The 25,487-nt window shown below is 68.2% G+C and carries 21 protein-coding genes and 1 pseudogene; 17 read left to right on the forward strand and 5 right to left on the reverse strand.

Annotation, left to right across the window (positions count from 1 at the left end):
• Positions 1 to 112: 112 nt before the first annotated feature.
• Genes ACFRAQ_RS11470 through ACFRAQ_RS11480 form a run of 3 tightly spaced genes read left to right on the forward strand, consistent with a single transcriptional unit; the run spans position 113 to position 4,007 of the window.
• Positions 113 to 1,252, forward strand: a complete 1,140-nt coding sequence (locus ACFRAQ_RS11470; protein ID WP_379097565.1) for an acetamidase/formamidase family protein — start codon at positions 113 to 115, stop codon at positions 1,250 to 1,252.
• The gene (locus ACFRAQ_RS11475) at positions 1,252 to 2,448 is read left to right on the forward strand and encodes an amidase family protein (RefSeq protein WP_379097568.1); all 1,197 of its coding nucleotides are present in this window, start codon (positions 1,252 to 1,254) and stop codon (positions 2,446 to 2,448) included. The genes ACFRAQ_RS11470 and ACFRAQ_RS11475 overlap by 1 nt, the downstream gene beginning before the upstream one ends.
• Before the next feature lie 23 nt (positions 2,449 to 2,471).
• Positions 2,472 to 4,007: a DUF222 domain-containing protein gene (locus ACFRAQ_RS11480; protein ID WP_379097571.1), complete on the forward strand. Its 1,536-nt coding sequence runs from the start codon at positions 2,472 to 2,474 to the stop codon at positions 4,005 to 4,007.
• Positions 4,008 to 4,397: 390 nt separating this feature from the next.
• Here the strand turns inward: ACFRAQ_RS11480 and ACFRAQ_RS11485 are convergent, their stop codons facing one another.
• Together ACFRAQ_RS11485 and ACFRAQ_RS11490 are read right to left on the reverse strand one after the other, a co-directional pair.
• On the reverse strand, positions 4,398 to 5,681 hold the full coding sequence (locus ACFRAQ_RS11485) for an amidohydrolase family protein (protein WP_379097574.1): 1,284 nt from the start codon (positions 5,679 to 5,681) through the stop codon (positions 4,398 to 4,400).
• An 82-nt stretch (positions 5,682 to 5,763) separates the two neighbouring features.
• Positions 5,764 to 6,450, reverse strand: a complete 687-nt coding sequence (locus tag ACFRAQ_RS11490) for a GntR family transcriptional regulator (protein ID WP_379097577.1) — start codon at positions 6,448 to 6,450, stop codon at positions 5,764 to 5,766.
• Between the two features lie 207 nt (positions 6,451 to 6,657).
• On the opposite strand from ACFRAQ_RS11490, the gene ACFRAQ_RS11495 reads away from it, so the two are divergent.
• The 5 genes from ACFRAQ_RS11495 (at position 6,658) to ACFRAQ_RS11515 (ending at position 11,845) form a co-directional block, all read left to right on the forward strand.
• Positions 6,658 to 7,401 carry a sulfite exporter TauE/SafE family protein gene (locus ACFRAQ_RS11495; RefSeq protein WP_379097580.1) on the forward strand — a complete coding sequence of 248 codons (744 nt, stop codon included), beginning with the start codon at positions 6,658 to 6,660 and terminating at the stop codon, positions 7,399 to 7,401.
• A 56-nt stretch (positions 7,402 to 7,457) separates the two neighbouring features.
• Positions 7,458 to 8,657: an amidohydrolase gene (locus tag ACFRAQ_RS11500; protein WP_379097583.1), complete on the forward strand. Its 1,200-nt coding sequence runs from the start codon at positions 7,458 to 7,460 to the stop codon at positions 8,655 to 8,657.
• 91 nt (positions 8,658 to 8,748) lie between these two features.
• Positions 8,749 to 9,615, forward strand: a complete 867-nt coding sequence (locus ACFRAQ_RS11505) for an ABC transporter ATP-binding protein (RefSeq protein WP_379097585.1) — start codon at positions 8,749 to 8,751, stop codon at positions 9,613 to 9,615.
• Positions 9,612 to 10,616, forward strand: a complete 1,005-nt coding sequence (locus ACFRAQ_RS11510; protein WP_379097588.1) for an ABC transporter permease — start codon at positions 9,612 to 9,614, stop codon at positions 10,614 to 10,616. Before ACFRAQ_RS11505 ends, ACFRAQ_RS11510 begins: the two co-directional genes overlap by 4 nt.
• Before the next feature lie 95 nt (positions 10,617 to 10,711).
• Positions 10,712 to 11,845 (forward strand): ABC transporter substrate-binding protein, encoded by a 1,134-nt coding sequence (locus ACFRAQ_RS11515; protein ID WP_379097591.1) that lies wholly within the window; start codon positions 10,712 to 10,714, stop codon positions 11,843 to 11,845.
• A gap of 287 nt (positions 11,846 to 12,132) precedes the next feature.
• Here the strand turns inward: ACFRAQ_RS11515 and ACFRAQ_RS11520 are convergent, their stop codons facing one another.
• Positions 12,133 to 12,711, reverse strand: a complete 579-nt coding sequence (locus ACFRAQ_RS11520; protein ID WP_379097593.1) for a DivIVA domain-containing protein — start codon at positions 12,709 to 12,711, stop codon at positions 12,133 to 12,135.
• Positions 12,712 to 12,828: 117 nt separating this feature from the next.
• Positions 12,829 to 13,494 carry a TetR/AcrR family transcriptional regulator gene (locus ACFRAQ_RS11525; protein ID WP_379097596.1) on the reverse strand — a complete coding sequence of 222 codons (666 nt, stop codon included), beginning with the start codon at positions 13,492 to 13,494 and terminating at the stop codon, positions 12,829 to 12,831.
• Between the two features lie 55 nt (positions 13,495 to 13,549).
• Here ACFRAQ_RS11525 and ACFRAQ_RS11530 point away from each other — a divergent pair, with 55 nt between their 5' ends.
• The 6 genes and pseudogenes from ACFRAQ_RS11530 (at position 13,550) to ACFRAQ_RS11555 (ending at position 21,059) form a co-directional block, all read left to right on the forward strand.
• On the forward strand, positions 13,550 to 15,043 hold the full coding sequence (locus ACFRAQ_RS11530; RefSeq protein ID WP_379097599.1) for a flavin-containing monooxygenase: 1,494 nt from the start codon (positions 13,550 to 13,552) through the stop codon (positions 15,041 to 15,043).
• 170 nt (positions 15,044 to 15,213) lie between these two features.
• Positions 15,214 to 15,519: pseudogene (gene yajC, locus ACFRAQ_RS11535) on the forward strand (preprotein translocase subunit YajC); the annotation flags it as partial.
• 232 nt (positions 15,520 to 15,751) lie between these two features.
• Positions 15,752 to 17,452, forward strand: a complete 1,701-nt coding sequence (gene secD / locus ACFRAQ_RS11540) for a protein translocase subunit SecD (protein ID WP_379097602.1) — start codon at positions 15,752 to 15,754, stop codon at positions 17,450 to 17,452.
• A 2-nt stretch (positions 17,453 to 17,454) separates the two neighbouring features.
• A complete protein-coding gene (secF, locus tag ACFRAQ_RS11545; protein ID WP_379097605.1) occupies positions 17,455 to 18,684 on the forward strand; it encodes a protein translocase subunit SecF in 1,230 nt (409 codons plus the stop codon).
• Between the two features lie 92 nt (positions 18,685 to 18,776).
• Positions 18,777 to 20,447 (forward strand): ABC transporter substrate-binding protein, encoded by a 1,671-nt coding sequence (locus tag ACFRAQ_RS11550; RefSeq protein ID WP_379100219.1) that lies wholly within the window; start codon positions 18,777 to 18,779, stop codon positions 20,445 to 20,447.
• A gap of 39 nt (positions 20,448 to 20,486) precedes the next feature.
• Positions 20,487 to 21,059, forward strand: coding sequence for an adenine phosphoribosyltransferase (locus ACFRAQ_RS11555; RefSeq protein WP_379097608.1), 573 nt, complete (start codon positions 20,487 to 20,489; stop codon positions 21,057 to 21,059).
• Between the two features lie 87 nt (positions 21,060 to 21,146).
• Here the strand turns inward: ACFRAQ_RS11555 and ACFRAQ_RS11560 are convergent, their stop codons facing one another.
• Entirely contained in the window at positions 21,147 to 21,434 is a 288-nt protein-coding gene (locus tag ACFRAQ_RS11560) for a hypothetical protein (RefSeq protein ID WP_379097611.1), read from the reverse strand.
• Positions 21,435 to 21,594: 160 nt separating this feature from the next.
• On the opposite strand from ACFRAQ_RS11560, the gene ACFRAQ_RS11565 reads away from it, so the two are divergent.
• The 3 genes from ACFRAQ_RS11565 (at position 21,595) to ACFRAQ_RS11575 (ending at position 25,395) form a co-directional block, all read left to right on the forward strand.
• Entirely contained in the window at positions 21,595 to 23,574 is a 1,980-nt protein-coding gene (locus ACFRAQ_RS11565) for a peptidoglycan DD-metalloendopeptidase family protein (RefSeq protein WP_379097614.1), read from the forward strand.
• Between the two features lie 43 nt (positions 23,575 to 23,617).
• Positions 23,618 to 24,097, forward strand: a complete 480-nt coding sequence (locus ACFRAQ_RS11570; RefSeq protein WP_379097617.1) for an RrF2 family transcriptional regulator — start codon at positions 23,618 to 23,620, stop codon at positions 24,095 to 24,097.
• Positions 24,098 to 24,162: 65 nt separating this feature from the next.
• Positions 24,163 to 25,395 carry an MFS transporter gene (locus ACFRAQ_RS11575; protein ID WP_379097619.1) on the forward strand — a complete coding sequence of 411 codons (1,233 nt, stop codon included), beginning with the start codon at positions 24,163 to 24,165 and terminating at the stop codon, positions 25,393 to 25,395.
• Positions 25,396 to 25,487: the final 92 nt, after the last annotated feature.

Raw genomic sequence — 25,487 nt, forward strand, 5'->3', positions numbered from 1 at the left:
TAAAACGGCAGTTACGTTAGGTTTCGTGGCCCCGCACCGTCGGTCGGGCCGACTTATGGTCGGAATATCGGATGGTCCGACCAATTCTGGCCGGGTAGGGAAGGTAGGGCGCGTGACGTCGATTGTGCGGGGGTTCGCCCCGGCGTTTCCGGTACTGCAACCGGGGGAGGGGATCGAGGACGCCGGGTATCTGCCGGTCGACCCCACGGCGGTGCTGTGGGGGCGGCTGCCGCGAGTCGGCGACAAGCCGGTGGCGACCGTCGAGGCGGGCGGGACCATCGTGGTCGACACCGTGAGTCACGAAGGGATTCTGGAGGATCAGGGGTCCGATCCGCTGGCCTACTTCGGGCGGCACGGGGTCGAGCGGGACCAGGTGCTCGCCGACGCGATCGAGGTGGCCGGAACCCGCCGCCGGGACTCGCTGGCGGGGCCGCACATCATCACCGGGCCGATCGCGGTCGCGGGCGCGAAACCGGGGGACCTGCTCGCAATCCGGATCGACGCGCTGGCCATGCGTGCGCCCTATGGCGTCGTATCCACTCGGCACGGGCGTGGTGTGCTGGCCGGCAAGCCCCGGTTCGACGGCAATTACGGGCAGTTCTGCGCTGTCGAAGAGCGGGACGGGGCCTGGTACGGGACCATGCCGCTGCATCCGGATCGGCCGGGGCAGGCCGGGTTTCCGCTGCACCCGTTCCTCGGCATCATCGGCGTCGCGACCGATACGGATACGCGGGTGTCGTCGGTGCCGCCCGGGGCGCACGGCGGCAATATCGACATCCGGAGGCTGACGGCGGGGGCGACACTGTTTCTGCCGGTGCAGGTCGCGGAGGCGCTGTTCTATATCGGGGATCCACACTTCGCCCAAGGGAACGGGGAAGTGGCGCTCACCGCGCTGGAAGCGCCGCTGCGGGCCACGTTGACGGTCGATGTCATTCCGGCGGCCCAGGTCGCGGCCGGTCTGGGGCGGGGAATCGGACCGTTCGCGGCTTCACATGGGCTATTGATCCCGACGGGTTTGAGCGAGGATCTGAACCAGGCGCTGGAACTGTGTGTCCGGAACGCCATCGAGCTGGTGGTGTCGCTGTTCGACGCGGATCCGCAGCAGGCGTATCTGTATCTCAGTGCCGCGGCGGATTTCACTATCTCGCAGGCTGTGGACCAGGTGCGGGGTGTGCACGGTGAGGTGCGGGTGGCGGACTTCGCCGGTCATGCCGCTACCGAGCTGGCCAGGCGCGTGCTGGCGAGGGTTTGATGACGGCGGCACGCGGATTGGGCGAGCAGACAGCCGATTTCGATCCCCGGGTGTGGCGGGAGCGGGGCGCGCCGCTGGTTGCCGCTACCGGTGACGGGGTGCTCAGTGGACACACCGTGGCGGTGAAGGATCTCTACGCTGTCGCCGGGTATCCACTCGGCGGCGGGGTCCCGGAGTTTCTGGGAGCGCTCATGGATGCGCATGCGCCGGTCGTCGCTTCTCTGCTCGCGGCCGGGGCGGATATCGCCGGGATCGCGCAGACCGATGAATTCGCCTACAGCATCACCGGCGGCAATGGGCGTTATGGTATGCCGATCAATCCGGCTGCCCCGCAGCGGATTCCGGGTGGATCATCGAGCGGGTCCGCGGTGGCGGTCGCGCGCGGGGAGGCCGCCATCGGGTTGGGGACCGACACGGCGGGATCGATTCGGGTGCCCGCGGCGTATCAGGGGCTGTGGGGGATGCGAACCACGCACGGGAGCATCTCCACGGCGGGACTACTGCCGCTGGCGGAGTCCTTCGACACCGTGGGCTGGATGACACGGGACCTGGACACGCTGCGAGCGGTCGCGGAATGCCTGCTTCCCGAACAGAATTCGGGACCCTACGAGCTCATCGTGGACCCCGACTTGTGCGCTGTGGCCGATGCCGAGGTCTCCGAAGCCGGCTTGAAGGCGGCCCGGCAGCTCGGTGCGGTCGACTACCGCCTGAACGCCGACCTCGAATCGTGGTTCACGGCATTCCGGACAGTGCAGGCGTTCGAAGCCTGGAGGAACCACGGCGCGTGGATCTCGGCGCATCCGGGTTCGTTGGAATCGGAAGTGGCGCAGCGGTTTCGTATCGCCTCGACAGTTACTGCTGGGGAGGCGTGCGCGGCGCGCTCGGTGCTTCGGGATGCGGTGGGCGTGCTTCGGGATGCCTTGCGTGGGCGGTTTCTTGTGTTGCCGACGGTCGCTACGCTTCCGCCGCTTCGGGTGGCATCCGCTGGGGCGTTGGAGTCGGGGCGGGCGCGGACGTTGCATTTGACGTGTTTGGCGTCGATTGTGGGCGGGCCGGCGGTTAGCTTTCCCTTGGCGAGGATACGGGGAATTCCGAGTGGTTTGTGTTTGGTTGGGGCGCCCGGTACGGATTTGAATGTGGTGTTGATATTGGGTGAAAAGATAAGGGATACTGGATATTTCGGGTTCCCGGCATGATCGAACAGGCGTAAAATTGGGGAATGGATTCGAATGGGGTGACACTCGACGACTGCGGTATCGCTGAACTGGCGGCCGCGGTGGCGAGCCTGACTGAATCCTTGCAGGGCGGGAAGATGGTGGAGTTCTCCGACGAGGATGTTGTGTCGTTGATGCGGCAGCTCGAAACCTGTAAGCGTCAGCTCGCCGCGCTGGATACCCGTCTGATCATCGAAGCCGGAGAACGTTCACTGCACTCACGCAGTGGTGCGGGGAAGATGGTGCCGTTCTTGCGTCATACCCTCGGGCTGTCCCGTTATGACGCGTCGGTTCGGGTGAAGATCACGCACCACTGTGGGGAATTCGTGCAGCAGACGGGCCATGTCGCACCGCCGGTGTTGCCGGTGGCCGCCGAAGCGTTTGCCGCGGGGGAGATCTCGCGTGATCATGTGCGTCACATCATGGATGTGATGAATCACCTGCCCCTTGATGTTCCCGCTGAGGCTCGTGCCGAGGCCGAGCAGATCCTCGTCGATTACTCCCGTAACGGGTGGCCGGATGATTTGTTGAAGATCGGCCGTGACATTCTCGCGCGCTTGGATCCGGATGGGAAGGTCGTCTCCGATACCGATCGTCGTCGCCGTCGTGGGATCACGTTGTGTCGTCCCGGTGTGGACGGGATGACGCGGATCGAAGGGTGGATCACCCCTGAGTTGCGTGCGCTGCTGGATGCTGCTTTTGCGAAGCTGGCGCGGCCCGGTATGTGTAACCTCGAAGACAGTGAAAGCCCCACCGCGCGTGACGGTTTCATCGAGAACGCGGTCCTGGATGCTGCTGCCGGTCGTGACCGTCGTGATGCGGGGCAGCGCACTCATGACGCGTTGTTCGCGTTGCTGCAGCCCGGTGTGGATGTGAGTGATCTGGGTTCGCATCGTGGGATGCCGGTCCAGGTCGTGTTCACGATGAGCTTGGCGGATTTCGAGAACGGGACCGGGGTCGCCACCACCGCCTCCGGGACCCAGGTGTCGGTTGCTGAGGCGTTGAAGATGGCCGGGGATTCGCATCCGGTGATCGCGGTCCTCGACGGGGACGGGATGCCGCTGTATCTGCAACGTTCCCGCCGCACCGCCAGCGAAGCCCAACGCCTCGCACTACTGGCCCGCGACAAAGGATGCACCCGACCCGGGTGTGAGCAACCAGCCAGTATGTGCGCCGCCCACCACGTTGTTGATTGGGCCAAAGGCGGGCCGACCGATATCGATAATCTGGCGTTCGCGTGCGATCACTGCCACGCGTTGATCAACGACGGCCCGGATGGGTGGAAAACCGTTGTGATGGGCAAGGACTCACCTCATGCGGGCCGAACGGGGTGGATCGCTCCGAAGAGTGTTGATCCCACCGGGATCCCGCGTGTGAACGATCGTCATCATGTGGGGCAGGTGATCGCTGCTGCGGTCGATTCGAGTTGTCGGCAGTGGCGCTCACGGGTGTCGTCGAAACCGAGCCGTTCGTGCCTGACTGGCGTGCGCAAAGCTACGCGGAGTGTGGTCACCTCGCCTGCCCTGCCGGACTTGGGTTGACGCCGGGCTGGGAGCTGCTACCCGCCGCCCCCGGCCCACGGACTGCACGCATCACCTTCTCGAGAGAGAAGACCCGAAGAACCCTTGGACGACAAGCCACTTCGAGGATCCCACCCGCCGCTGTTCCCCTACGCCGGGACGATGCACGGCCGAACCTCGAGGAGGCTGGTAGGTGAGGGGCCTCGTAAACTCGGCCACCTCTCTTCCTTTTCCTGTCTTCTCCGGTGGGGGCTGGTAGGTGAGGGGCCTCGTAAACTCGGCCACCTCTCTTCCTGCTCCTGTCTTCTCCGGTGGGGGCTGGTAGGTGAGGGGCCTCGCAAGCTCGGCCACCTCTCTTCCTTCTCCAGGCGTCTTTTATCTTTGAGCTTCTCTGTCTTTGGGTTTTGGTTCTTAGGGTTCGGTTCGAGTCCCGACGAGCTCCCGAACCCGAGTGGTCCGAGCCGTCAAACGCCCACCCTTGAACACATAGTTCCGGTCAGGCCGATCGAGTAGCGCGTCAGCAACGCGATAGGTCGACAGCACCACGAGATCAGCCTCAGCCCCCACCCGCACGCCATATCGATCCGCGATCCCGATGGTCCGCGCGGCCTCAGTAGTGGCCATCCCGAGAATCCGATTCAAGTCCTCGGGCCCCGACAAATGCCCGGTCTGAGCCAGGAATAGCCCGATATCGAGCATGTCGGCATTCCCATACGGCGTGAAGGCGTTCCGAATGTTGTTGGACGAGTACGCAGTGGTCACCCCGGCCTCCCACAGCTCCCGAATCGGCGCGATCCCACGACGCACATTGGCGACGTCCGACCGACCACCCAGATGCATGTCCGTCGCAGGAAGTGGAACCACGGAGATCCCCGCGGAGGCGAGACGCTCGAGTGTCCGCGCACGATCCGATGGAGATCGACCGGCGAGGGACGTCATGTGCCCCAGCGTCACTCGACCATGACGGCTGGTGAGCTCGGTGACCGAGGCGATGTAGTCCGCCATGGCGTACCGCGGATCGGTGGCGTCGTCGGCGAAGTCGGCGTGAATGTCCAGGGGGACATCGAATTCGGCGGCCAGATCGAAGATGAGATCGATGTGGCGGCGGCAGTCCTCCACAGTGCGCTCGTTGTACGAGCAGCCACCGAGTACATCAGCGCCCGCGTGCAGGCTTTCGCGCAGCAGGTCGAGAGTGCCGGGGGACTGGAGGATGCCCTCTTGGGGGAAGGCGACGATCTGGAGGTCCAGGCGGTCTCGGTACTCCTCGCGGAGGTCGAGCAGTGCGGTGACGCCGCGAAGACCGACGATCGGGTCGACGTCGGGGTGAGCGCGAATGGCGGTGGTGCCGTTGGCGATCGCCATGTCGAGTACGCGGCGGGCCCGGTCGCGGATGGCGGCCACGGTGAAGCCGCGTTTGAGTTCGGCGGTGACGCTGATGGCTCCGGCCAGGGTGCCGTCGGGATTCGACTTCTCGGCGTCCAGGAGCGCCTTGTCCAGGTGGACGTGGGATTCGACGAGGCCGGGGATGACTACGCGGCCGGCGCAGTCGATCTCCTCGGCGCCGTGCTCCGGGAGCTCGGGGCTGATCGCGACGATGGCGCCCTCGGAGATCGCGATGTCGACCAGGTCCGCGTCGTCGGCGATGCGGGCGGCCCGCAGCAGCAAATCCACCTGGCGCGGAGTCGAATCCGTCATGGCTACCTCCCGGAAACGAAAGTGACTCCGTTTGTATACGAGAGCCGTGTTTCGTCCGGGGGCGGTAATTGCTTCCCCGGTGTTACGAAGCGCGCGGAGCCGAACCGGGCTGTGGCGCAGGGTCTTCGGCGCGCTTCCGGAACCGGTAGGCGGTGGCGGCGTGGGCGATGTGGGCGGTGACCACGGCGGCGGCGCGGTCGGGGTCACCGGCTTCCAGAGCGGCGCAGATCTGTTCGTGCTCGTGCCAGGAGTCGGTCGCGCGGCGGGGGAGTTCGACCGAGTAGACCCAGGCGATCTTCCAGCTCAGCTGCATGATCAGCTGCGCGAGCAGGGTACTCCCGGACGCCTCCGCGAGGACCTCGTGGAAGCGGCTGTTGAGGCGAGCGAGCTCGTCGAGACGGCCCGCACGCACGGCGTCCTGGCCGAGGGCCGTGAGCTCCTTCAGGCGGCCGAGCTGTTCGGGGGTGCGCCGGACGGCGGCGCGGGACGCGCACAGCGGTTCCAGGCGAGCCCGGATCTCCAGGAGGTCCGCGGCCTCGTCCTCGGTCAGTGCCGCCACGAAAACACCTGCGTAGGGTCGTGACGAGGCGAAACCCTCGGCTTCCAGGGTGCGGAGCGCCTCCCGGACCGGCACCCGGGACACCCCGTAGCTCTCCGCGAGCGCGTCCTCGGTCAGGCGCTGGCCGGGGGCGTAAGCGCCGCGGATGATGTCGTCACGGATGGCGCGACACAGTTGTTGCGGTGTCATGCGCCCGGCGGTGCTGGTCACGGCAGCCTCATCAGGGATTCGGTGGAACGGGGAGTTGCATACGATCCATCGTGGCCTCGGCCGACGGGATGTGGCAAATCTACTGTATCCGCCCGAAAGTCACTGGACGGCGGTCGTATTCACGGGTCCGACTGCGCCACAGCGGTTTCGGGTCGCCGTCCTGCGGCAGTTTGTATACGATGCGGCCATTCTGTTCGGAAGGAACTCATGGATCTCGCACATCTCGTGCTCCTGTTCGCCGCCGGAGTAGGGGCGGGCGTCTGCAATGCCATCGCCGGGGGCGGCAGTCTGCTGTCGTTCCCGGCGCTGCTGGCCACGGGGCTGCCGCCGGTCACGGCGACGGTCACCAACTCGGTGTCGGTCTGGCCCGGCTATCTCGGCGGCGCCGCCGCGCTGCGCAAGCGGCTCGACGAACACCGCACCCTGGTCCCGGGGCTGGTCCTCACCGGCGTGGTGGGCGCCACCGGCGGGGTGATCGCGCTGCTGGCCGCACCGCCCAAGGTGTTCGCGGCGCTGGTGCCCTATCTGATTCTCGCCGCCACCGCGCTGTTCGCGGCGCAGCCGCTGGTGTCGCGCAAGCTGTCCGAGCACGGCGGGGACTCACGCCTGCGACTGTTCGCGGGCGTGTTCCTCGGCGCGGCCTACGGCGCGTACTTCAACGGGGGTATGGGGATCGTGCTGCTCACCGCGCTGGCCCTGGGGATCGATGCCTCGATCACCCGGCTCAACGGGTTGAAAAGCCTCCTCACACTCACGGTGTCGAGTACCGCGGTGATCGCGGTCGCACTGTTCGGGCCCGTCGAGTGGTGGGCGGTCGCGGTGCTCGCCCCGGCCTGCCTGCTCGGCGGCGTTCTCGGCGCCCGGGTGGCGGATCGGCTGCGGCCGGGAGCCTTCCGGGCGGTGGTCATCGTGTTCGGGGTCGGCGCGGGCGCGGCCATGCTGCTGTCCTGACGTTGTTCCGTCCCGACTCCGTTCTCCCTTCTCCTACGACACAGGTGGTGCATCTCATGAACGATCTCCTGCTCCGCGGCGGCCGGCCCTGGACGCCCGGTACGCCGGTCACGCTCGCCGACATCCTGATTCGCGACGGGCGGATCGCCGCGATCGGGGACGGGCTCACCGCCGACGGCGTCGAGTCCGTGGATCTGGCGGGGGCGCTGGTGCTCCCGGGCCTGGTGGACTCGCACTGCCACCTCGACAAGACCATGTACGGCGGGCCGTGGGTGCCGAACACCGGCGGCGGCACGCTCGCCGGGCGGATCGCCAACGGTGAGGGCCGCCGCGACGAACTCGGGCTGCCGAGCGCCGACTACGCGTCGAACCTGCTGGGGGCCATGGTGTCCGCGGGGACCGCGCACGTGCGCAGCCACATCGACATCGATCCCGAAGTCGGGTTGCGGGGCGTGGAAGCGGTGCGGGCGGCCGCGGCCCGGCACGCCGATCGGGTGGACGTCCAGCTCGTGGCCTTCCCTCAGGGCGGGCTGCTGACCCGGCCGGGCACCGCCGAGCTTCTCGAAGCCGCGCTCGCCGACGGGGTGGAGGTGGTCGGCGGGCTGGATCCCGCCGGGTACGACGGGAATCCGGCCGGGCAGCTGGATGTGCTGTTCGACCTCGCCGAGAAGTACGGGGCCGGCATCGACATCCACCTGCACGACCGTGGCGCGCTCGGCGCCTGGCAGTACGACCTGATCGTGGCTCGCACCAAGGCCACCGGTCTGGCGGGCCGGGTCACCATCAGCCACGCCTATGCGATGGGCGAGCTGGAGCCGGGCGAACAGCGCCGGATCGCGGAAAGCCTCGCCGAGGCCGGGGTTTCGATGGTGACCTGCGCCGTCGGGAGCGCGCCCGTGGTGCCGGTCCGGGTCATGCACGCCGCCGGGGCCGGGCTGGCCCTCGGCAATGACGGCATCCGGGACCTGTGGACCCCCTACGGTGACGGCGACATGCTGCGCCGGGTCATGCAGGTGGCGTTCCGGGATCGCCTGGTCTTCGACGAGGACATCGAACTGGCCCTGGCCGCGGGCACCTACGGGGGAGCGGCCCTACTCGGGATCGAGGACTACGGGCTGCGGGAAGGCGCGACCGCCGACCTGTTCACGGTGGACGCCGAAACACCCGCTGCCGCCGTGGTTTCCGTGCCGCGACGTTCGCTGGTGGTCAAGCGTGGCCGCGTGGTCGCGCGGGACGGGCGCCTGCTCGGCGACTGACCGCCGAACTGATCCACACTGATCGTATACGAAACAAGGGTGTAATCGCCTGGACCGCATTCGGCAACGAGCCGCCGATAGAAATGTGGACATGCGCACCACCGCCTCAACCACCGTCAAAGGCCAAGGCCCGGACGGGAATACGGACGCCACCGCGAGCGGGAATGCCACCGCCGCCGCCGACACCGTATACACCGACCAGGCCCTGGCCTTTCATCATGTGGGCCTGACCTTCGAGAACGGCACCCACGCGCTCGACGGCATCGATATCGCCATCCGGCCCGGCGAATTCGTCTCGCTGGTCGGTCCCTCCGGCTGCGGCAAGTCCACGTTGCTGCGACTGGCCGCCGGGTTCGAGAAGCCCACCGCCGGAACGATTTCCCTCGGCACCGGCAAGCTCGGTTACGTCTTCCAGGAGGCGACCTTGCTGCCGTGGCGGTCGGTGCTGCGGAATGTGGAGCTACCCGCCGAACTCGCGGGCGTCGACAAGACGACTCGCCGGGCCGCGGCGAGGGAGGCGCTGGAGTTGGTCGGGCTCACCGGATTCGAGAACCACAAGCCGGCGCAGCTCTCCGGCGGCATGCGGATGCGCACCTCGATCGCGCGCGCCCTCACCGGAGCGCCCGAACTGTTCCTGTTCGACGAACCCTTCGGCGCTCTCGACGAGATTACGCGGCAACGGTTGAACGAGGAGGTGAGCGGGCTGTACCGGCGCTCGGGATTCACCGGGGTCTTCGTGACCCACTCGGTCGCCGAAGCGGTCTTCATGTCGACCCGGGTCATTGTGCTGACCGGGCGGCCCGGACGCGTAGCGGCCGATATCGCGGTGCCGCTGGACTTTCCGCGCTCGCCCGAGCTGCGGTACACGGCCGAGTTCGGCGCCGTCGCGGCGGAGGTCTCGGCGGCGTTGCACGACGCCGAACGGGGCACCGCCCAGACGCTGGGGAGGGCGGCATGACCGCGGCCGCGGACAGCGAGATCGCTGTGTCCGGGTCGGACGCGCCGATCGCCGCATCCGTGGCGGGCGACCCGACGACGGTGCGTGAGGCCGGTGACCTGACGACGTCGCCCGCGAACGGGGATGCGGCCCCGGTATCCGAGGCGGCCGGCGCCACGGCCGCGCCCGAAGCAGGCGGGCAGCCCGTGCGTCGAATCCGGAAGCCGCGCTGGCCCTTCGCGATCGCGCCGGTCCGGGTCTTCGCGCCCATCTTCGTGTTCGTGCTGGTCATGTCCGCGTGGTCGATCGCGAGCCACGTCCTGATCGCGCCGGAATCCCGGTTCCTGCTGCCGCCGCCGGAAGCGGTGGTGTCCAAGGGGCTGCTCGACGCCGCCACCCGCGCCGAGATCCTGCAGGCGCTGGGCGCGACCGTGCAGATCGCGCTGGTGGGCCTGGTGATCGCGATCGTGCTCGGCGTCACCTTCGCGGTGATCATGAGCCAGGCCCGCTGGGCCGAGTACTCGCTCTACCCGTACGCGGTCATCCTGCAGACGATTCCGGTGCTCGCCGTGGTGCCGTTGTTCGGATTCTGGTTCGGCTACGAGTTCGGCAGCCGGGTGATCGTCTGCGTCATGGTGTCGCTGTTCCCGGTCATCACCAACACCCTGTTCGGCCTGAAATCGGTGCAGCCTTCCGAGCATGATCTGTTCACCCTGCACGGCGCCAACCGGTGGCAGCGCCTGCTGAAACTCCAGCTCCCCGCCGCCCTCCCGGCCATGATCTCCGGCTTCAAGATCTCCGCGGGGATGGCCGTGATCGGCTCCATCGTCGCGGATTTCTTCTTCCGCCAGGGCAATCCGGGCATCGGTCGCATGATCGACGTCTACCGGCAGCGGCTCGCCACCGAGGAACTGCTCACCGCGCTGCTGCTGTCCTCCCTCGTCGGCCTGATCCTGTTCTGGATCTTCGACTTCCTCGCCGGACGCGTGGACCGCGCCCACGGCAAGCGCGCCCGCCGCTAGCAGCACCACGGTGTCTCAACCGCACCGTGTCTCAACGCCACTGTGCCCAACCCCGTCGTGTCTCAACCCCACTGTGCCCAACCCAAGGAATGCTCGTGAAGAAACGTGTCCTCGCTGCTGCCGCGCTCGCCGGTAGCGTCCTGCTCACCGCCGCCTGCGGTGGCGGCGCATCGACTCCCGCCCCGACCGGGAAGGGCGCGCTGGCCGGTGTGTGCCCGTCCACCGTCGTCATCCAGACCGACTGGTTCGCGACGCCCGAACGCGCCGCCGCGTATCAGCTGGTCGGCCCGAACGGCACCGTCGACGCCAAGAAGGGCGCCTACTCCGGCCCGCTCGGCGACACCGGCGTGAATGTCGAAGTGCGACTGGGTGGTCCGTTCCTCGGTGGGCAGCCGGTACCCGCCCAGATGTACCAGGACACCTCCATCACCCTCGGCCTGGTCCCCACCGACGAGCAGGTCCGCGCCGCCGCCAAGTTCCCGCTCACCGGCGTCTTCGCGTCCCTGCAGAAGAACCCGCAGATCGTCATGTGGGATCCGGCCACCTACACGGTCAACTCGTGGAAGGACGTGCCCGGCACCAACGCCCCGATCCTGTACTCCGAGGGCAAGATCTACATGGACTACCTGATCGCCCACGGAGACGTGAAGAAGGAACAGGCCGACGCCTCCTACGACGGCACCCCCAGCCGTTTCGTCGCCGAACACGGCCGCGTCATGCAACAGGGTTACGTCTCCAATGAGCCCTACCGCTGGGAACACGACGTCAAGGGCTGGCAGAAGGCCACCGGCCACCTCCTGGTCGCCGACGCCGGCTACGAGAGCTACCCCCACGCCTGGTCGGTCCGCAGCGGCGAACTCGACAAACTCCGCCCCTGCCTGCAGAAACTCGTCCCCCTGCTGCAGCAGGCCGAAATCGACTACGTCACCAACCCCGAACCCACCAACCAGGCCCTGCTCCACATCGCCCAGACCATCCCCGACGGCCCGCCCATGTCCGCCGCGGGCAACACCGACTCGGTCAAAGTGCAGCTGCAGGAGAAGATCGTCGCCAACGGCCCCGGCAACACCCTCGGCAACTTCGACCTCGACCGCGTCACCCGGTCCATAGCCCAGGTCACCCCGCTGCTGAAGGCCCGCGGCCGCGAGGTCCCCGACAATCTGACGGCGACCACCCTGGTCACCAACGAATTCATCGACCCCGCACGAGGACTCAAACAGCAGGGCTGAACTCGAGCAGCAGGGTTGAGCTCGTGTAGCGGGGTTGAACTCGTGCAGCGGGTTGAGCTTGTGCAGCGGGTTGAGCTTGTGTAGCGGGGTTGAGCTCGTGTAGCGGGGTTGAACTCGTGTAGCGGGGTTGAACTCGTGCAGCGGGGCTGAACTCGAGCCGGCGGGCCGACAGAAAGCGGTCGGGACAGCAGTCAGGAAGAGGGCAGTCAAGAAAAGAAGAGGGCAGTCGAGAAAAGAAGAGGGCAGTCAAGAAAAGTAGTCAGAAAAAGGGGCTTCAAGAACAGCAGTCAGGAGTGTGCGCGGGGCTGATGTGGCTCCGCGCGCACCGCTTCGAGTTGGCGGACCACCAGGTCCAGGAAAGCGTCGACCTCGTCGAGGTGGTAGGCGGGATCGCCGATGGGCGCGAGGTGGAAGGTGATGGCCCGGACCTCGTCCGGGGTGAGGCCGTTGGGGCCGTGATGGGCGAGGGTGGCGGCCAGGCGGTCCAGGAAAGCCCCCACCTCCTCGGCTCGATAGCCGCGGAAACCGTAAGGGGGAGTGGAGAATTGGATGTGCAGGACGTCGTCGGGGGTGAGCTGGTCGTGGGTGCGGCTCACGGGCTGGTGGGTCCGGCCCAGGCGTAGGTACTCCAGTTCCATGCACAGCCGGTCGAGGAAATCGTCGACCTGTTCGATGTCGTAACCGTGTTGCCCGGGTGGGGGACCGTCGAATTCGACGAGCCGGATCTCGGCGACGGTCAGATGGTCGTGGCCCGCCATGGTGTCGGCGATGCGCGCGCAGAAGGCGTCCACCTGGGCGGGGTGGTAGCCGTGCGGCCCGTGCGGCGCGGGGCCGAACCGGCGGCGGCGGACGTCCTCAGGGGTCACTCGCGCCATTGTGCCAAGAGCTTCGTGTCCGAATTACTTCCGCCCCATGCGGATCCGGCGGCACCGGACATACGGGTCTGTTTGTACACGGGTGTCAGCGCCTGCCGGATTGCCGCCTCAGTGCTTGCGCACGCCGTCGATGAGCAGCGCCCGGATGGCATGGCTGAGATCGTCCACCGCCTGCGGGTCGGGGGTGCGGATGCCGTGCACGATGGCCGCCAGCAGCATGCCGGTGACCGCGCGCGCGGTGTTCACGGTGTCGAGATCCGCACGCAGATAACCGTGTTCGACCCCGTGCTCGAGGTATCCGGCGGTCAGGGCGTCGGCGGTGTCGAGCAGGCCGTAGAGCCGCTCGGTCAATTCGGAGTCGATCCCGGTGGCCTGGAACAGCAGCAGCTGCGCCACCCGCCGGTCCTCCAGGAAGATCCGGTTGAGCGCGTCGCCGATCCGGTCCACCTGCGCCCGGTACTCCTCGAGACTGTCGGCCGCGTCGGGGGCGTTGTCGGTGCCCAGCGCTTCGATGATCCGCGCGGCCAGGTCGTCGATGACGTGGTCGATGATGTCGCGCTTGTTCTCGAAGTACCGGTAGAAGGTGCCGTGCCCGATGCCGAGCTCCGCGGCGATATCGGCGATGCCGGTGGCGTGATAGCCCTTCTCGGCGAAACACGCGAACGCGGTGTCGATGATCTCCCGGCGGAGTTCGGCCTTGCGTCGTTCGATTCTCGAGGATGGCTTCGTCACCAGGCCGATGATACGGTGATCACAAACGGAATGAGATGTCATTCCGTGACAGATGAATCAGTTTTCGTAGAGAACACAGCTCAGCGGGAGGTTCGGCGTGGCACCTCAGTACGACGCCATCGTGGTCGGGGCGGGTTTCGGCGGTATGGGTGCGGGAATCGAGCTGGATCGGCTCGGCCTGGGCAATTTCCTCATCCTCGAGCGCGAGGACGACCTCGGCGGCACCTGGCACGTCAATCACTATCCGGGCCTGGCGGTGGACATCGCCTCGGTCACCTACTCGTACTCCTTCGAACCCAACCCGAACTGGTCGCGACTGTTCGCGCCGGGCTCGGAGCTCAAGAAGTACGCCGAACATGTCGCCGACAAGTACGACCTGCGCCGCCGCATGCGCTTCGGCACCACCGTGGGCGGCGCCCGCTGGGACGCCGAGCAGCAGCACTGGGTGGTATCGGTCGAGAACGGTGAATCCCTCACCGCGCGTTACCTGATGGCCGCCACCGGCTTCCTGTCGCAGCCCTACACCCCGCCGTTCCCGGGCATCGACACGTTCGAGGGCAAGATCATCCACACCACCGCCTGGGAGGACGGCTTCGACCTCACCGGCACCAAGGCCGCCATCATCGGCACCGGCGCCACCGCCGTGCAGCTGATCCCCGAGGTCGCCAAGAAGGCGCAGGCGCTCACCGTCTTCCAGCGCACCCCGATCTGGGTGGTGCCCAAGGTCGACGCCCCCATCCCGCCCTCGGTGCAGAAGCTGTTCGCGCGAGTCCCGGCCACCCAGAAGGCCGCCCGCCTGGTCAACACCTCCATGCTGGAGGCGCTCATGGTGGTCGGCGTGCTGCACTTCAAGCAGGCCAAGCCGCTCAACAAGGCCGCCGGACTACTCGCCAAGGCCCACCTGCGCACCCAGGTCCGCGACAAGCAGACGCGCGAGAAGCTCACGCCCGACTACGATTTCGGCTGCAAGCGGCCCACCTTCTCGAACCTGTACTTCAAGACCTTCAACGAGCCGCACGTGCGCCTGGAGACCAACTCCATCGAGCGCATCGAGCCCGACGGCATCGTCACCGCCGACGGCCACAAGACCGAGGTCGACACCCTCATCCTGGCCACCGGCTTCAACCTGTGGGACGTCAACTTCCCGGCCATCGAGATCATCGGCCGCGACGGGGTGAACCTCGGAAAGTTCTGGCGCGACAACCGTTTCCAGGCCTACGAGGGCATCACGGTGCCGAAGTTCCCCAACTTCGTCAGCCTCAACAGCCCCTACTCCTACAGCGGCCTGTCCTACTTCACCACCATCGAGGCGCAGATGAAGCACATGACGCGCCTGTTCGGTGAGATGTTCCGCCGCGGCGAGCAGGTCTTCGAGGTCACCGAGCGCGCCAACGCCGAATTCCTGGACCGCGTCACCGACAAGCTCGGCTCCTCGGTCTTCTACGGCGGCCAGTGCTCGACCGCGCGCAGTTACTACTTCAACCAGCACGGCGAGGCCGCCCTGCTGCGCCCGACAAGCACCCTGAACGCCCACCGCGAAGCGTCCAGCTTCCCGCTCGACGACTACAGCTACGGACAACAGCCGGCCTGAGTGAGACTGCGCGGTCGGCACAGTCGGGGGTCGACCGCGCGGCCCGGGGAATCAGCCCTGGGCGAAAACGGGTGGACTCTGGGACAGGTCGCCGCGCGTTCTCTCAGGGATTACTGGCAGACTGTCTGGAAAACAACCGTCTGACCACTGACCAGGAGCTGACTTCGACGATGGATCTTCTGCTGCCACTGCTGCTGGTTGCCCTGCTCATCCCGATGTTCCTCGGCGTCCGCCGCCAGAAGCGGGAGATGGCGAAGGTGACCGACATGCAGGACGCCCTGAAGGTCGGCGACCGGGTGGTCACCACGTCGGGTCTGTTCGGCACCGTGGTCGAACTCGATGACGCCACCGTCGATCTGGAGATCGCGGAAGAGGTCGTCACCACCTGGCTGCGCAAGTCGGTGCTCGAGGTGCGCAACGACGACGAGGCCGACGACACGGCCGCCGCCGACGACACCGCCGCCCCTGCGGCCGACGACACCGCCGCCCCCTCCGCGGCCAACGGCACCGCCGCTGCGGCCAACGGCACCGCGGCCGCCGGGGACGCCGCCTCCGAAGCCGCCGACGACACGCCGCGGCTGACCAAGGACTGAACACATCCGGCGCCATCGGCCGCTCCGGGCTGTACTCGACGTACACCGGCGGCCGGTGGCGCTGCGGTGTGTACCCGCTAGTTCCACCCTCGATCCCGCCTAGGAGATAAGTACTGTGCCACCTTCACAGGGAACGGCGCATCCATTGCGCCTGCTCGGCGTCTACGCCGCGCTGGTGGCTTTGATGTTCGGCCTGATCTTCTTCACCGGCGACAAAGTCCACACCCCGAAGCTCGGCATCGATCTGCAGGGCGGTACCCGGGTCACCCTGACGGCTCGCACCCCGGACGGCGGCAAGCCCAGCCAGGACAGCCTGAAGAAGGCCCAGGACATCATCGAGAAGCGCGTCAACGGACTCGGCGTCGCCGGCTCCGAGGTCGTCATCGAGGGTGACAACCTGGTGATCACGGTCCCCGGCGAGGATGGCGCGCAGGCGAAGTCGCTGGCCACCACCGCCAAGCTGTACGTGCGCCCGGTGCTCAATGTGACGGCACCGCAGGTCGGCAAGCAGACTCAGCCGCAGCAGCCGCCCGCGGGCACCCCGACCACCGCCCCGGCCGCGCCCAGCACGGTGACGCCCGAGACGACTTCGTCCGCGCCGACCACGTCGGCCGCGGCGACCACCGAGGCGACCGTCCCGCAGAACCGGGTGTTCCCGGCGCAGGCTCCCACCACCCCGTCCCCGACCCCGGCGCCGAGCCCACAGCAGTCGCAGCAGGAGATCGCGGCCGCGAAGGCGTTGCGGCAGAGCACCGATCAGGCCGCGCAGCTGCAGGCCATGGCCACCATGGACTGCACCAAGCCGGATCCGCTGCAGGGCAACGACGATCCGAACCTGCCTCTGGTCGCCTGCAGCAGTGACGGCACCGAGGTCTACCTCCTCGACAAGTCCAAGCTGGACGGCCAGGAGATCAAGAACGCGACCGGCCAGCTGGATTCGCGTCAGGGCCGCTGGGTCGTCGACGTCGAGTTCAAGTCGAGCGGTTCGGACGCCTGGGGCAAGCTGACCAATGAGTACCTCAACAAGCAGCTGGCCTTCGCGCTCGACACCAAGGTGGTCAGCGCGCCGCGGGTCGAGTCCGGCAACCAGTTCGGCGGCAGCACCCAGATCAGCGGCAACTTCACCGCCACCACCGCCAAGGAGCTGGCGAACTCCCTGAAGTACGGTTCGCTGCCGCTGTCGTTCACCACCTCCGAGGCCGAGACGGTCTCGGCGACCCTGGGCATGTCCTCGCTGCGCGCGGGCCTGATCGCGGGCGCGATCGGCCTGGTGGCGGTGCTGCTGTACTGCCTGCTCTACTACCGCATGCTCGGCTTCCTGGCCGGTTTCTCGCTGCTCGCGGCGGGTGTCGCGGTGTACGCGCTGATCGTGCTGCTGGGCCGGTGGATCGGGTTCACCCTCGACCTCGCCGGTATCGCGGGTCTGATCATCGGTATCGGTATGACGGCGGACTCGTTCGTCGTGTTCTTCGAACGCATCAAGGACCAGATGCGCGAGGGCCGCAGCTTCCGCTCCGCGGTGCCGCGTGGTTGGCAGCGCGCCCAGCGCACCAACCTCTCGGGTAAGACGGTCTCGCTGATCGCCTCCGCGGTGTTGTATCTGCTGGCCGCGGGTCAGGTGAAGGGCTTCGCCTTCACCCTCGGTGTCACCACCGTCCTCGACGTCATCGTCCTGTACCTGGTGACCGCGCCGCTGATGATGCTGGTCTCGCGGTCGCCGTTCTGGGCGAAACCGTCGGTGAACGGCCTGGGCGCAATTGCAGAGCTGGCACAGGAACGCAAGGCCACCGGCGGCGTTCTGGTGAAGGAGGCGTGATCATGGCCAAGTCCTCACCCATCGTGGTGGATTCCGACTCCGAGCTCGACTACGAGGCCACGCCCGCGGACAAGCGGCACAGCCTGTTCGAGCGGCTCTACACCGGCACCGGCGGTTTCGAGATCGTCGGCAAGCGCAAGGTCTACTACGGCATCGCCGCCGCGCTGATCGCGATCGCGATGGCCAGCATGGTGTTCAAGGGGTTCACCCTGGGCATCGACTTCGCCGGCGGTTCGCGCATCCAGCTGCCCGCCTCGGACAGCGTCACCACCTCCAAGGTGGAGGATGTCTACCGATCCGCGCTCGGCCACGACCCGGTGACCGTGCAGAAGGTTGGCTCCGGCTCGTCGTCGACCATCCAGATCCGTTCGGATTCGCTGAACGCCGAGCAGGCCGACAAGCTGCAGAACGCGCTGTACGACTCGTTCCAGCCGAAGGACTCCAGCGGACAACCCAACCGCAACGCGATCAGCGTGGCCGAGATCAGTGAGACCTGGGGTGGCCAAGTCACCCACAAGGCCTTGCTGGCCTTGGTGGTGTTCGTCGGATTGACGATGCTCTACATCGCGATCCGCTTCGAACGCGATATGTCGTTCGCGGCCATCGCCTCGCTGCTGTTCAACCTCATCGTGACCGCGGGCATCTACTCGCTGGTCGGATTCGAGGTGACGCCCGCGGCGGTGATCGGTCTGCTCACGATTCTGGGCTACGTGCTCTACGACAACGTGGTCGTCTTCGACAAGGTCGAGGAGAACACCAGCGGTGTGCTGCACCTGACCAAGCACACGTACGCGGAGAAGGCGAACCTCGCCGCCAACCAGACCCTGATGCGATCGATCAACACCACCGTCATCGGCATCCTGCCGATCATCGGCATGCTGGTGATCGCGGTGTGGCTGCTGGGCGTCGGCACGCTCAAGGACCTGGCGCTGGTGCAGCTGGTCGGCATGATCGTCGGTGGTTACTCGTCGATCTTCTTCGCCGTCCCGATCCTGGTGTCGCTCAAGGAGACCTGGGGTCCGGTCGCCGCGCACACCAAGAAGGTGCTCAACCGGCGCGCGGGCGGCAGCCGGGCCCGCGTGGGCGCGGCGGCGGCTGAGCGGGCCGGGGTCGCCGGTCGCGGTTCGGACGCCAACGGCGCCGCGCGCGAGCACGGGCCGCGCAGCCAGGGCACCCGGGCGCCGCGTCCGGGCGCCCGGCCGAGTGGGAAACGACAGCAGCGACGGCACTAGGCGCACAGGGGGTTTCGCGGGTGAAGCAAGACCAGAAGGTTGTGCGCCGGACCGCCGTCGACACGACCGTGCGCCGGACCGTCGTCGCGCTGATGGCGGGCACGCTCGCCGCCGGCGCGCTGGCGGGCTGCGCGGGTAAGAACCAGGTGCCCTCGATCGGGTACGGCGTGGACGCGGTCGTCGCCTCCTACAACGGCGGCAGCGCGCTCGGCGCGAACAGCGGTGCGACCGCGGTGTTCTCGCGGGTGCTGACCGGGTTCTTCTACACCGGGCCCGACGGGCAGCCGGTGGCCGACACCGACACCGGCACCGCCAAGGAGGTGCCGGGCGAGGCCCAGACCATCCAGTACCGGCTCAACCCGGAGGGCGTCTACTCCGACGGCATCCCGACCTCCTGCGACGACCTGGTGCTGACCTGGGCCGCGCGCAGCGGGCGGTTCACCAAGCCCGCCCCGGGCGGCCCGGTCCCGCTGTTCGAGGCGGCCGGCACCGACGGCTACCGCGATATCGAACGCGTCGACTGCCAGCCCGGGTCCAAGGACGCCACCGTGCTGTTCCGCCCGGGCAAGCATTACTCGGCGTGGAAGACCCTGTTCAACGCCGCCGAGCTGATGCCCGCGCACGTGGTCGCCACCCAGGTGAAGATCCCGAACGTGGTGACCCCGGTGCAGACCGGCGACCAGCCCACCCTGGAGCGGGTCGCCGACTTCTGGAACAACGGCTGGAAGCTCACTCCCGGCAAGGTGGACACCACGGTGCTGCCGTCGTCGGGCCCGTACCGGATCGACTCCTTCACCGACAAGGACGGCCTGGTCCTGGTGAAGAACGAGAAGTGGTGGGGCAACCAGCCTCGGACCGGGCGCATCGTGGTCTGGGACCGGCACTCGGACCTGAAGTCCAAGGTGTCGGACAACTCGATCGGCGTGCTGGACGTGGGCGCGGGATCACTGGGTGACGTGGGCCTGGGCAGCTTCCACCGGCAGAACCTGCCCGGTCGCGGTGTCGAGCAGCTGGTGCTCGCCACCGGCGGTGTGTTCGACCGCGCGGACGCGCGGCGTGGGTTCGCCTCGTGCGTGCCGCGGCAGGCGCTGTTCGAGAAGTTCGGGCACCCGGACTACACCGTGAAGATCGGCCTGGGCGCCGGGCCGCTGAATTCGCGGACCGTGCAACAGGATTCGGTGTACTACCAGTCGATCTCGGGTGCGGGCGACAAGTACAAGGGCGACGGCACCGCCGCCCAGGCCGCCGCGTCCTCGAGCGTGGCCAACCAGACCGTGCGGATCGGCTACGTCAAGCCCGACGAACGCCGCGCGGCCATGGTCGCCGCCATCGCCGACGCCTGCAAGGCCGCCGGGGTGAACGTGATCGACGCGGGCGCACCGGATTTCACCGCCGCGCAGCTCACCGAGGGCAAGGTCGACGCGATCCTGGGCGGCACCGCCGCCATGCCGGGCCCCTCCGGCACGCTCGGCGCGACCGACGCCATCGCGGCGCTGCGCACCGGCGCGGGCCTGAATTTCGGGCGGTTCGGCAACGGCCGCTACGATGCCATCGCGGATCAGCTTGCGGCGGACGACAACTCGACAGCCGTGCTGAATCTGCTCAATGAGCAGGAGAACCTGCTCTGGAGCGAGATGCCGTCGATTCCGCTGTTCGCCTCCCCCCGCACCATCGGGTTCGGCAACGGCATGGAGAACGGGATCGCCAGCGCCACGAAGGCGGGCGCGGGCTGGAATATGGATCGCTGGGTACTGAAACGGTAGTTGTGCCGGACCGGCGTGGTGAACGAGGAGTGGGTGTAGATGAGCAAGCACGAGATGCTGGAGACGGCCGAACTGGTGGGGGAGCGGGCCGCGCGGGCCGAGGAAGCGGTGCGGCGGCTGACCCGCTGGCACGATGACTTCCCGACGCCGGGCGTGCGTTTCGCCGATCTGACCCCGGTGTTCGCCGATTCCGCGGGCTTCCGTGCGGTGCTCGACTGCTTCGCCTCCTGCGCCCCCGACGCCGATCTGGTCGCCGGTGTCGACGCGCGCGGCTTCCTGCTGGGCGCGGGCGTGGCCGCCATCCTCGGCACCGGCGTGGTCGCGGTCCGCAAGGCGGGCAAGCTGCCGCCGCCGGTGCTGAGCCGCGAATACACGCTCGAATACGGTTCCGCCGCACTGGAAATCCCGGCCGATGGCATCGATCTGAAGGGCCGCAAAGTGCTGCTGCTCGACGATGTTCTGGCAACCGGTGGCACCCTGGCGGCCGCGGCCGAGCTGTTCGCCGCCGCGGGTGCCGAGGTCACGGCGGCGGCAGTCGTCTTGGAGCTGGGTTTCCTGAACGGCCGCGAACGGCAGGGCGACTACCCGGTGACGTCGATCGTCAAGCTCTGATCCGTTCAGGCCAGCGCCGTCCCTTCCCCGCGGCCGCCGCGGGGAAGGGGATCGGGTTGCGGGGCGTGTCCCCGCAGCGCCGCTCGGTCAGCGGGCGATGATGCGGGCCACGAATCCGGTGACCACCAGCCAGAAGATCGCGGCGAGGCCGTAGTCCAGGATGATGTTGAAGTCGGCATTGCTGGTGTGGAACAGCCCCGGGAAGAACAGCGCGAGCGGTTCGGCCAGCCGCTTGATGAAGCCGAAGAACTTGTTGGACTGGTCCGCGTCGAAGACCAGCAGCAGGATGTAGATGCCCTCGATGAGGGCGAAGAGCGCGCCGACGCCGCTGATGATGCCAGCGGCGCGGACTTCATTGCGGGCAAGGTACGGCATATCCGAGGAATGCCCGCATTGCGCCCGCCGAAACAGACACGCGGGTCGGTTCGGTGGAGACACGCACGACGGGTGTGACGGATGCGGACGTCCGTGAAACCGCGTGTCCGCCATGGCATGATGTCCGAGTGATCAGCGCGGCGGCCGGGAGCTTTCGGGCGTGAGGCCCAAGTACCTCGTGGGTGGGGCGATCTGCCTGATATTGGGGATGATGACGCTGCTGCTCGTCATCATCCTGCCCGCCAGTGAGACCAGCTGCGGCCCCGGATCGCCCGCCATCCCCGCGCTCACCTCCGCGCGCACCGAACCCAGCTGCCCGTCCACCGGCTCGCCCGTCGAGGCGGGGCTACAGGAGGGCGCGCTGCGCGTCCTGCGCTGCACGGTGGCCCGCTTCGGGATGATGGACATGCGCGGCGTGGTCGACGACGACGCCACCCCGGACCTGAAGGCCGGGCGCGCCGTGGAATTCATCGTCGGCGGCGATTCCGGCAAGGGCGACGCCATCGTGTCGTTCCTCCAGGAGAACGCCGCCGCCTTCCGCGTCGACTATCTGATCTGGAAGCAGCGCAGCTGGACTCCCGGCGCGGCCGCCGGGATCCAGTGGACGCCGCTGGGCGATCGCGGCGACGCGGCCCGCAACCGCCTGGACCGGGTACTGGTCAGCGTCAAGGACGCGGCACCCACCTCGACGGTGCTCGCCCCCGCCAACGCCTCCATGGCCGCCGCGCCCGGCCGGGTGAACGAGGCGGGCAGCCTCACCGGCGCCGGCCGCCACCAATACCCGCTCGCCGCAGGCACATTCACCGTCTCCGACACCTTCGGCGCGCGCGGTGGCGCGCACCTCGGCGTGGACATGGCCGCCGCCGCGGGCACCCCCATCTACGCGGCCGCCGACGGTCTGGTGGTGGCCTCGGGCGCGGCCTCGGGCTTCGGCGACTGGGTGGTCATCGACTCCCTCGACGAGAGCGGCCGCCGCTACTCCACGGTGTACGGGCACATGTACGAGAACGGCATCTTCGTACGCACCGGCGACATCGTGCAGATGGGCCGCCACATCGCCGACGTCGGCAGCAATGGCGAATCCTCGGGCCCGCACCTGCATTTCGAGCTGGTTCCGGGCGGGCGCATGACCGGCGGGCATCAGGTCGACCCGATGCCGTGGCTGGCCGGCGGCAGCATCCCCGCGCCCTCGGGGCCGTACTGCGAGAACGGATTCGGTACCGCGGGCGGCAATCTCGCCTCCGGGAAGGTGCCCGCCGAACTCGAGATCTGGTACCGGCGCGCGGGTTCGCTGTGCCCGGAGATCGGCGCGTCACTGCTGGCGGCGCAGGGGCAGGCCGAATCCGGGTTCCGCACCGACGCGGTCTCCCCGGACGGCGCGCAGGGCATCGCCCAGTTCATGCCCGGCACCGCCCGCGCCCTCGCCCCCGACGGACAGCCCTACGTGATCGACGCCGACGGCAAAGGCTATGCCAGCGTGCTGGATCCGGCCGACGCCATCATCGGGCAGGGTCGCTACATGTGCGCCATCGCCAAGACCATCGAGGGCTGGATGGCCGCGGGCACGGTGTCCGGTGATCTGACCGCGCTGACCGTCGCGGCCTACAACGCCGGTGAGGGCGCGGTACTGGCCTCGGGCGGCATGCCCAACCAGATCTCGCGGCACTACACCGAGACCCGGCCCTACGTGGCGCGCATCCTCGCCGCCGAGCCCGGGTTCCGCAGCCTCGGCAGTGAGGGCCGGTTCCAGGCCGACTCGCGGGCCGATCTCGGGCCGCAGATCGTGGCCGCCGGTGAGCAGTGGATCGGGACGCCGTACGTTTTCGGCGGCGGTGGACCCGGCGGGCCCAGCGACGGCGGCTTCGACCAGGCCGGATTGACCGCGGCCGCGGTGTTCGCGGGCAGCGGCAGCACCATCACCCTGGCGCGGACCGCCGAACAGCAGTGGGAACAGGGCGTCGAGGTGCCTTTGCTGTCGGCCAAGCCCGGTGACCTGGTCTTCGGGTCGTTCGGGCCGCGTGGGCCCTCCGACGTCGGCATCTACACCGGTGGCGGCCGCATGCTGCACGCCGAAGCCGGCGGCAAGGTCGGCGAGGTACCCCTCGCCAATGGCATGAAGGCTCGCCGCATCGGCAGCTGAACGGGGTTGGCCCGGGTTATCGGGACATGTACTATCCCTATTCATGTTGATGGGTGAAGGCGTCGAATGGGGGCTGCACTGCTGTGTGGCCCTGGCCTGGCTCGACGACCACGCGCCGATCGCCACCGCCCGGCTCGCCGAAATCTTCGAACTGCCGCCGGAATACCTGAAGAAGCGGCTCCAGCCGCTCGTGCGGGAAGGGATCCTCGAGTCCACACCTGGAGCGCGCGGGGGATACCGGCTGGCGCGCGCGCCCGAGCGCATCACCTTGATGGACGTGGTGGCCGCCGTCGAAGGGCGCACGGAGGCGTTCCGGTGCACCGAGATTCGCCGTCGTGGCGCCGGGGCCGCGCGGGGGAGCGAGGAATTCGCCAAACCGTGCGGCATCGCCGCGGCCATGGGGCGGGCCGAACTGGCTTGGCGACGGGAGCTGACGGCGCAGACGGTGGCCGACGTGATGGCGGGCACCCCGGCCAACGCCTCGAAGTACGCGCGGCGCTTCTACGAGAACAGGACCGGATGACCGGTTCGCGCGTACGCGAGAAACCGACCCGGCATACGCCGGGTTTTTTCGGAAGGAGATTCGGGATGCGAAATATCCCGGTTGAACGCCCGGTGCGAGCCGAGGACCAGGCGGCGGGAGTGGGTGGTGACGCGGGGTCGGGAGCGGTGGGTGCGTGGAACGGGTTGCGGCGCACGGGGATCCTGGCCCTGGGCACGTTCGCTGTCGGCACCGACTCGTTCATCCTCGCCGGATTTCTCCCGGATGTGGCCGGGACGCTGGGGGTTTCGCTCGCGAGCGCGGGGCTGGCGGTGACCGTCTTCGCCGCCACGTACGCGCTCGGGTCGCCGGTGCTGGCGACGCTGACCGCGCGGCTGCCGCGCCGGACCCTGCTGGTCTCGGCGCTGCTGGTGCTGGCCCTGGCCAATGTCGGCTCGGCGCTGGCGCCGGCGTTCTGGATGCTGCTGGCCACCCGGATCGTGGCCGCGCTCGGAGCCGCGGCCTTCACCCCCAATGCGGCGGCCGTGGCCTCGGCGCTCGTCCCGCCGCAGACCCGGGCGCGAGCGCTGGCCGTCGTCGTGGGCGGCCTGACCGTCGCGACGGCGCTCGGGGTGCCGCTCGGTGACCTGCTGGCCGAGCGGATGGGGTGGCGGTCGGCGTTGATCGGGGTCGCGGTGGTCTGCGCGATGGCCGCGGCCGGAGTCGCGGCCTGGGTGCCCGCGCTGCCCGGAAATCCGATGGTGCCGTTGGCGACTCGGCTGGCGGTGCTGCGCGATCGGTCCGTGGCGGCCGTGCTGCCACTGACCGTGCTCGGCATGGGTGCGGCCTACACCGTGTACGCGTACGCGGTTCCGGCGTTGGGAGCCTTGGGAATCGGGTCCTCGGCCACCGCCTGGGTGCTGGGGCTGTACGGGGTCGGCGCGATCGCGGGCAATCTGTTCTCGGGTTACGCCACCGATCGGTTCGGACCCGTCCCGGTGCTCACCTCCGGGTACGCGCTGATGGCCGTCTCCCTCGGCGTCATGGCCGTGCTGGCCGCCACCGGCGCGCGGTTGCCCGTGCTCGTCGGTGTGCTGGCGCTCGGCTGGGGTGCGTCGACCTGGTGCCAGACGCCCGCACAGCAGCACCGGCTCATCGCCGCCGCGCCCGCGGAATCCGGGCTGGTGGTGGCCTTGAACGCCTCCTGCATCTACCTCGGCATCGGGGCCGGGAGCTTGCTGGGCGGGATCACCCTCGGGCGCGGCGTGACGGTCATGTGCGGTGTGTCGGCCGTGCTGGCGGTGGCGGCGCTCGGGTATCTGCGTGTCACCGCGCGCTGACGTGCGCTGAGACTCGGCTCACGAAATATGTTCTTGCCCCGGCCCGTTGATCTCGGTTACCGTAGTTCGGTTCTCATTCCCGTCTGATCGGA

It is taken from the genome of Nocardia sp. NPDC056611 (assembly GCF_042792755.1).
Classification (GTDB): Bacteria; Actinomycetota; Actinomycetes; order Mycobacteriales; family Mycobacteriaceae; genus Nocardia.

Coding starts and splice junctions, on each gene's coding strand:
- ACFRAQ_RS11475 (WP_379097568.1), top strand. CDS start 1,252: ATGACGGCGGCACGCGGATTGGGCGAGCAGACAGCCGATTTCGATCCC.
- ACFRAQ_RS11480 (WP_379097571.1), top strand. CDS start 2,472: ATGGATTCGAATGGGGTGACACTCGACGACTGCGGTATCGCTGAACTG.
- ACFRAQ_RS11485 (WP_379097574.1), bottom strand. CDS start 5,681: ATGACGGATTCGACTCCGCGCCAGGTGGATTTGCTGCTGCGGGCCGCC.
- ACFRAQ_RS11495 (WP_379097580.1), top strand. CDS start 6,658: ATGGATCTCGCACATCTCGTGCTCCTGTTCGCCGCCGGAGTAGGGGCG.
- ACFRAQ_RS11500 (WP_379097583.1), top strand. CDS start 7,458: ATGAACGATCTCCTGCTCCGCGGCGGCCGGCCCTGGACGCCCGGTACG.
- ACFRAQ_RS11505 (WP_379097585.1), top strand. CDS start 8,749: ATGCGCACCACCGCCTCAACCACCGTCAAAGGCCAAGGCCCGGACGGG.
- ACFRAQ_RS11510 (WP_379097588.1), top strand. CDS start 9,612: ATGACCGCGGCCGCGGACAGCGAGATCGCTGTGTCCGGGTCGGACGCG.
- ACFRAQ_RS11525 (WP_379097596.1), bottom strand. CDS start 13,494: ATGACATCTCATTCCGTTTGTGATCACCGTATCATCGGCCTGGTGACG.
- secF (WP_379097605.1), top strand. CDS start 17,455: ATGGCCAAGTCCTCACCCATCGTGGTGGATTCCGACTCCGAGCTCGAC.
- ACFRAQ_RS11550 (WP_379100219.1), top strand. CDS start 18,777: ATGGCGGGCACGCTCGCCGCCGGCGCGCTGGCGGGCTGCGCGGGTAAG.
- ACFRAQ_RS11555 (WP_379097608.1), top strand. CDS start 20,487: ATGAGCAAGCACGAGATGCTGGAGACGGCCGAACTGGTGGGGGAGCGG.
- ACFRAQ_RS11560 (WP_379097611.1), bottom strand. CDS start 21,434: ATGCCGTACCTTGCCCGCAATGAAGTCCGCGCCGCTGGCATCATCAGC.
- ACFRAQ_RS11570 (WP_379097617.1), top strand. CDS start 23,618: ATGTTGATGGGTGAAGGCGTCGAATGGGGGCTGCACTGCTGTGTGGCC.
- ACFRAQ_RS11575 (WP_379097619.1), top strand. CDS start 24,163: ATGCGAAATATCCCGGTTGAACGCCCGGTGCGAGCCGAGGACCAGGCG.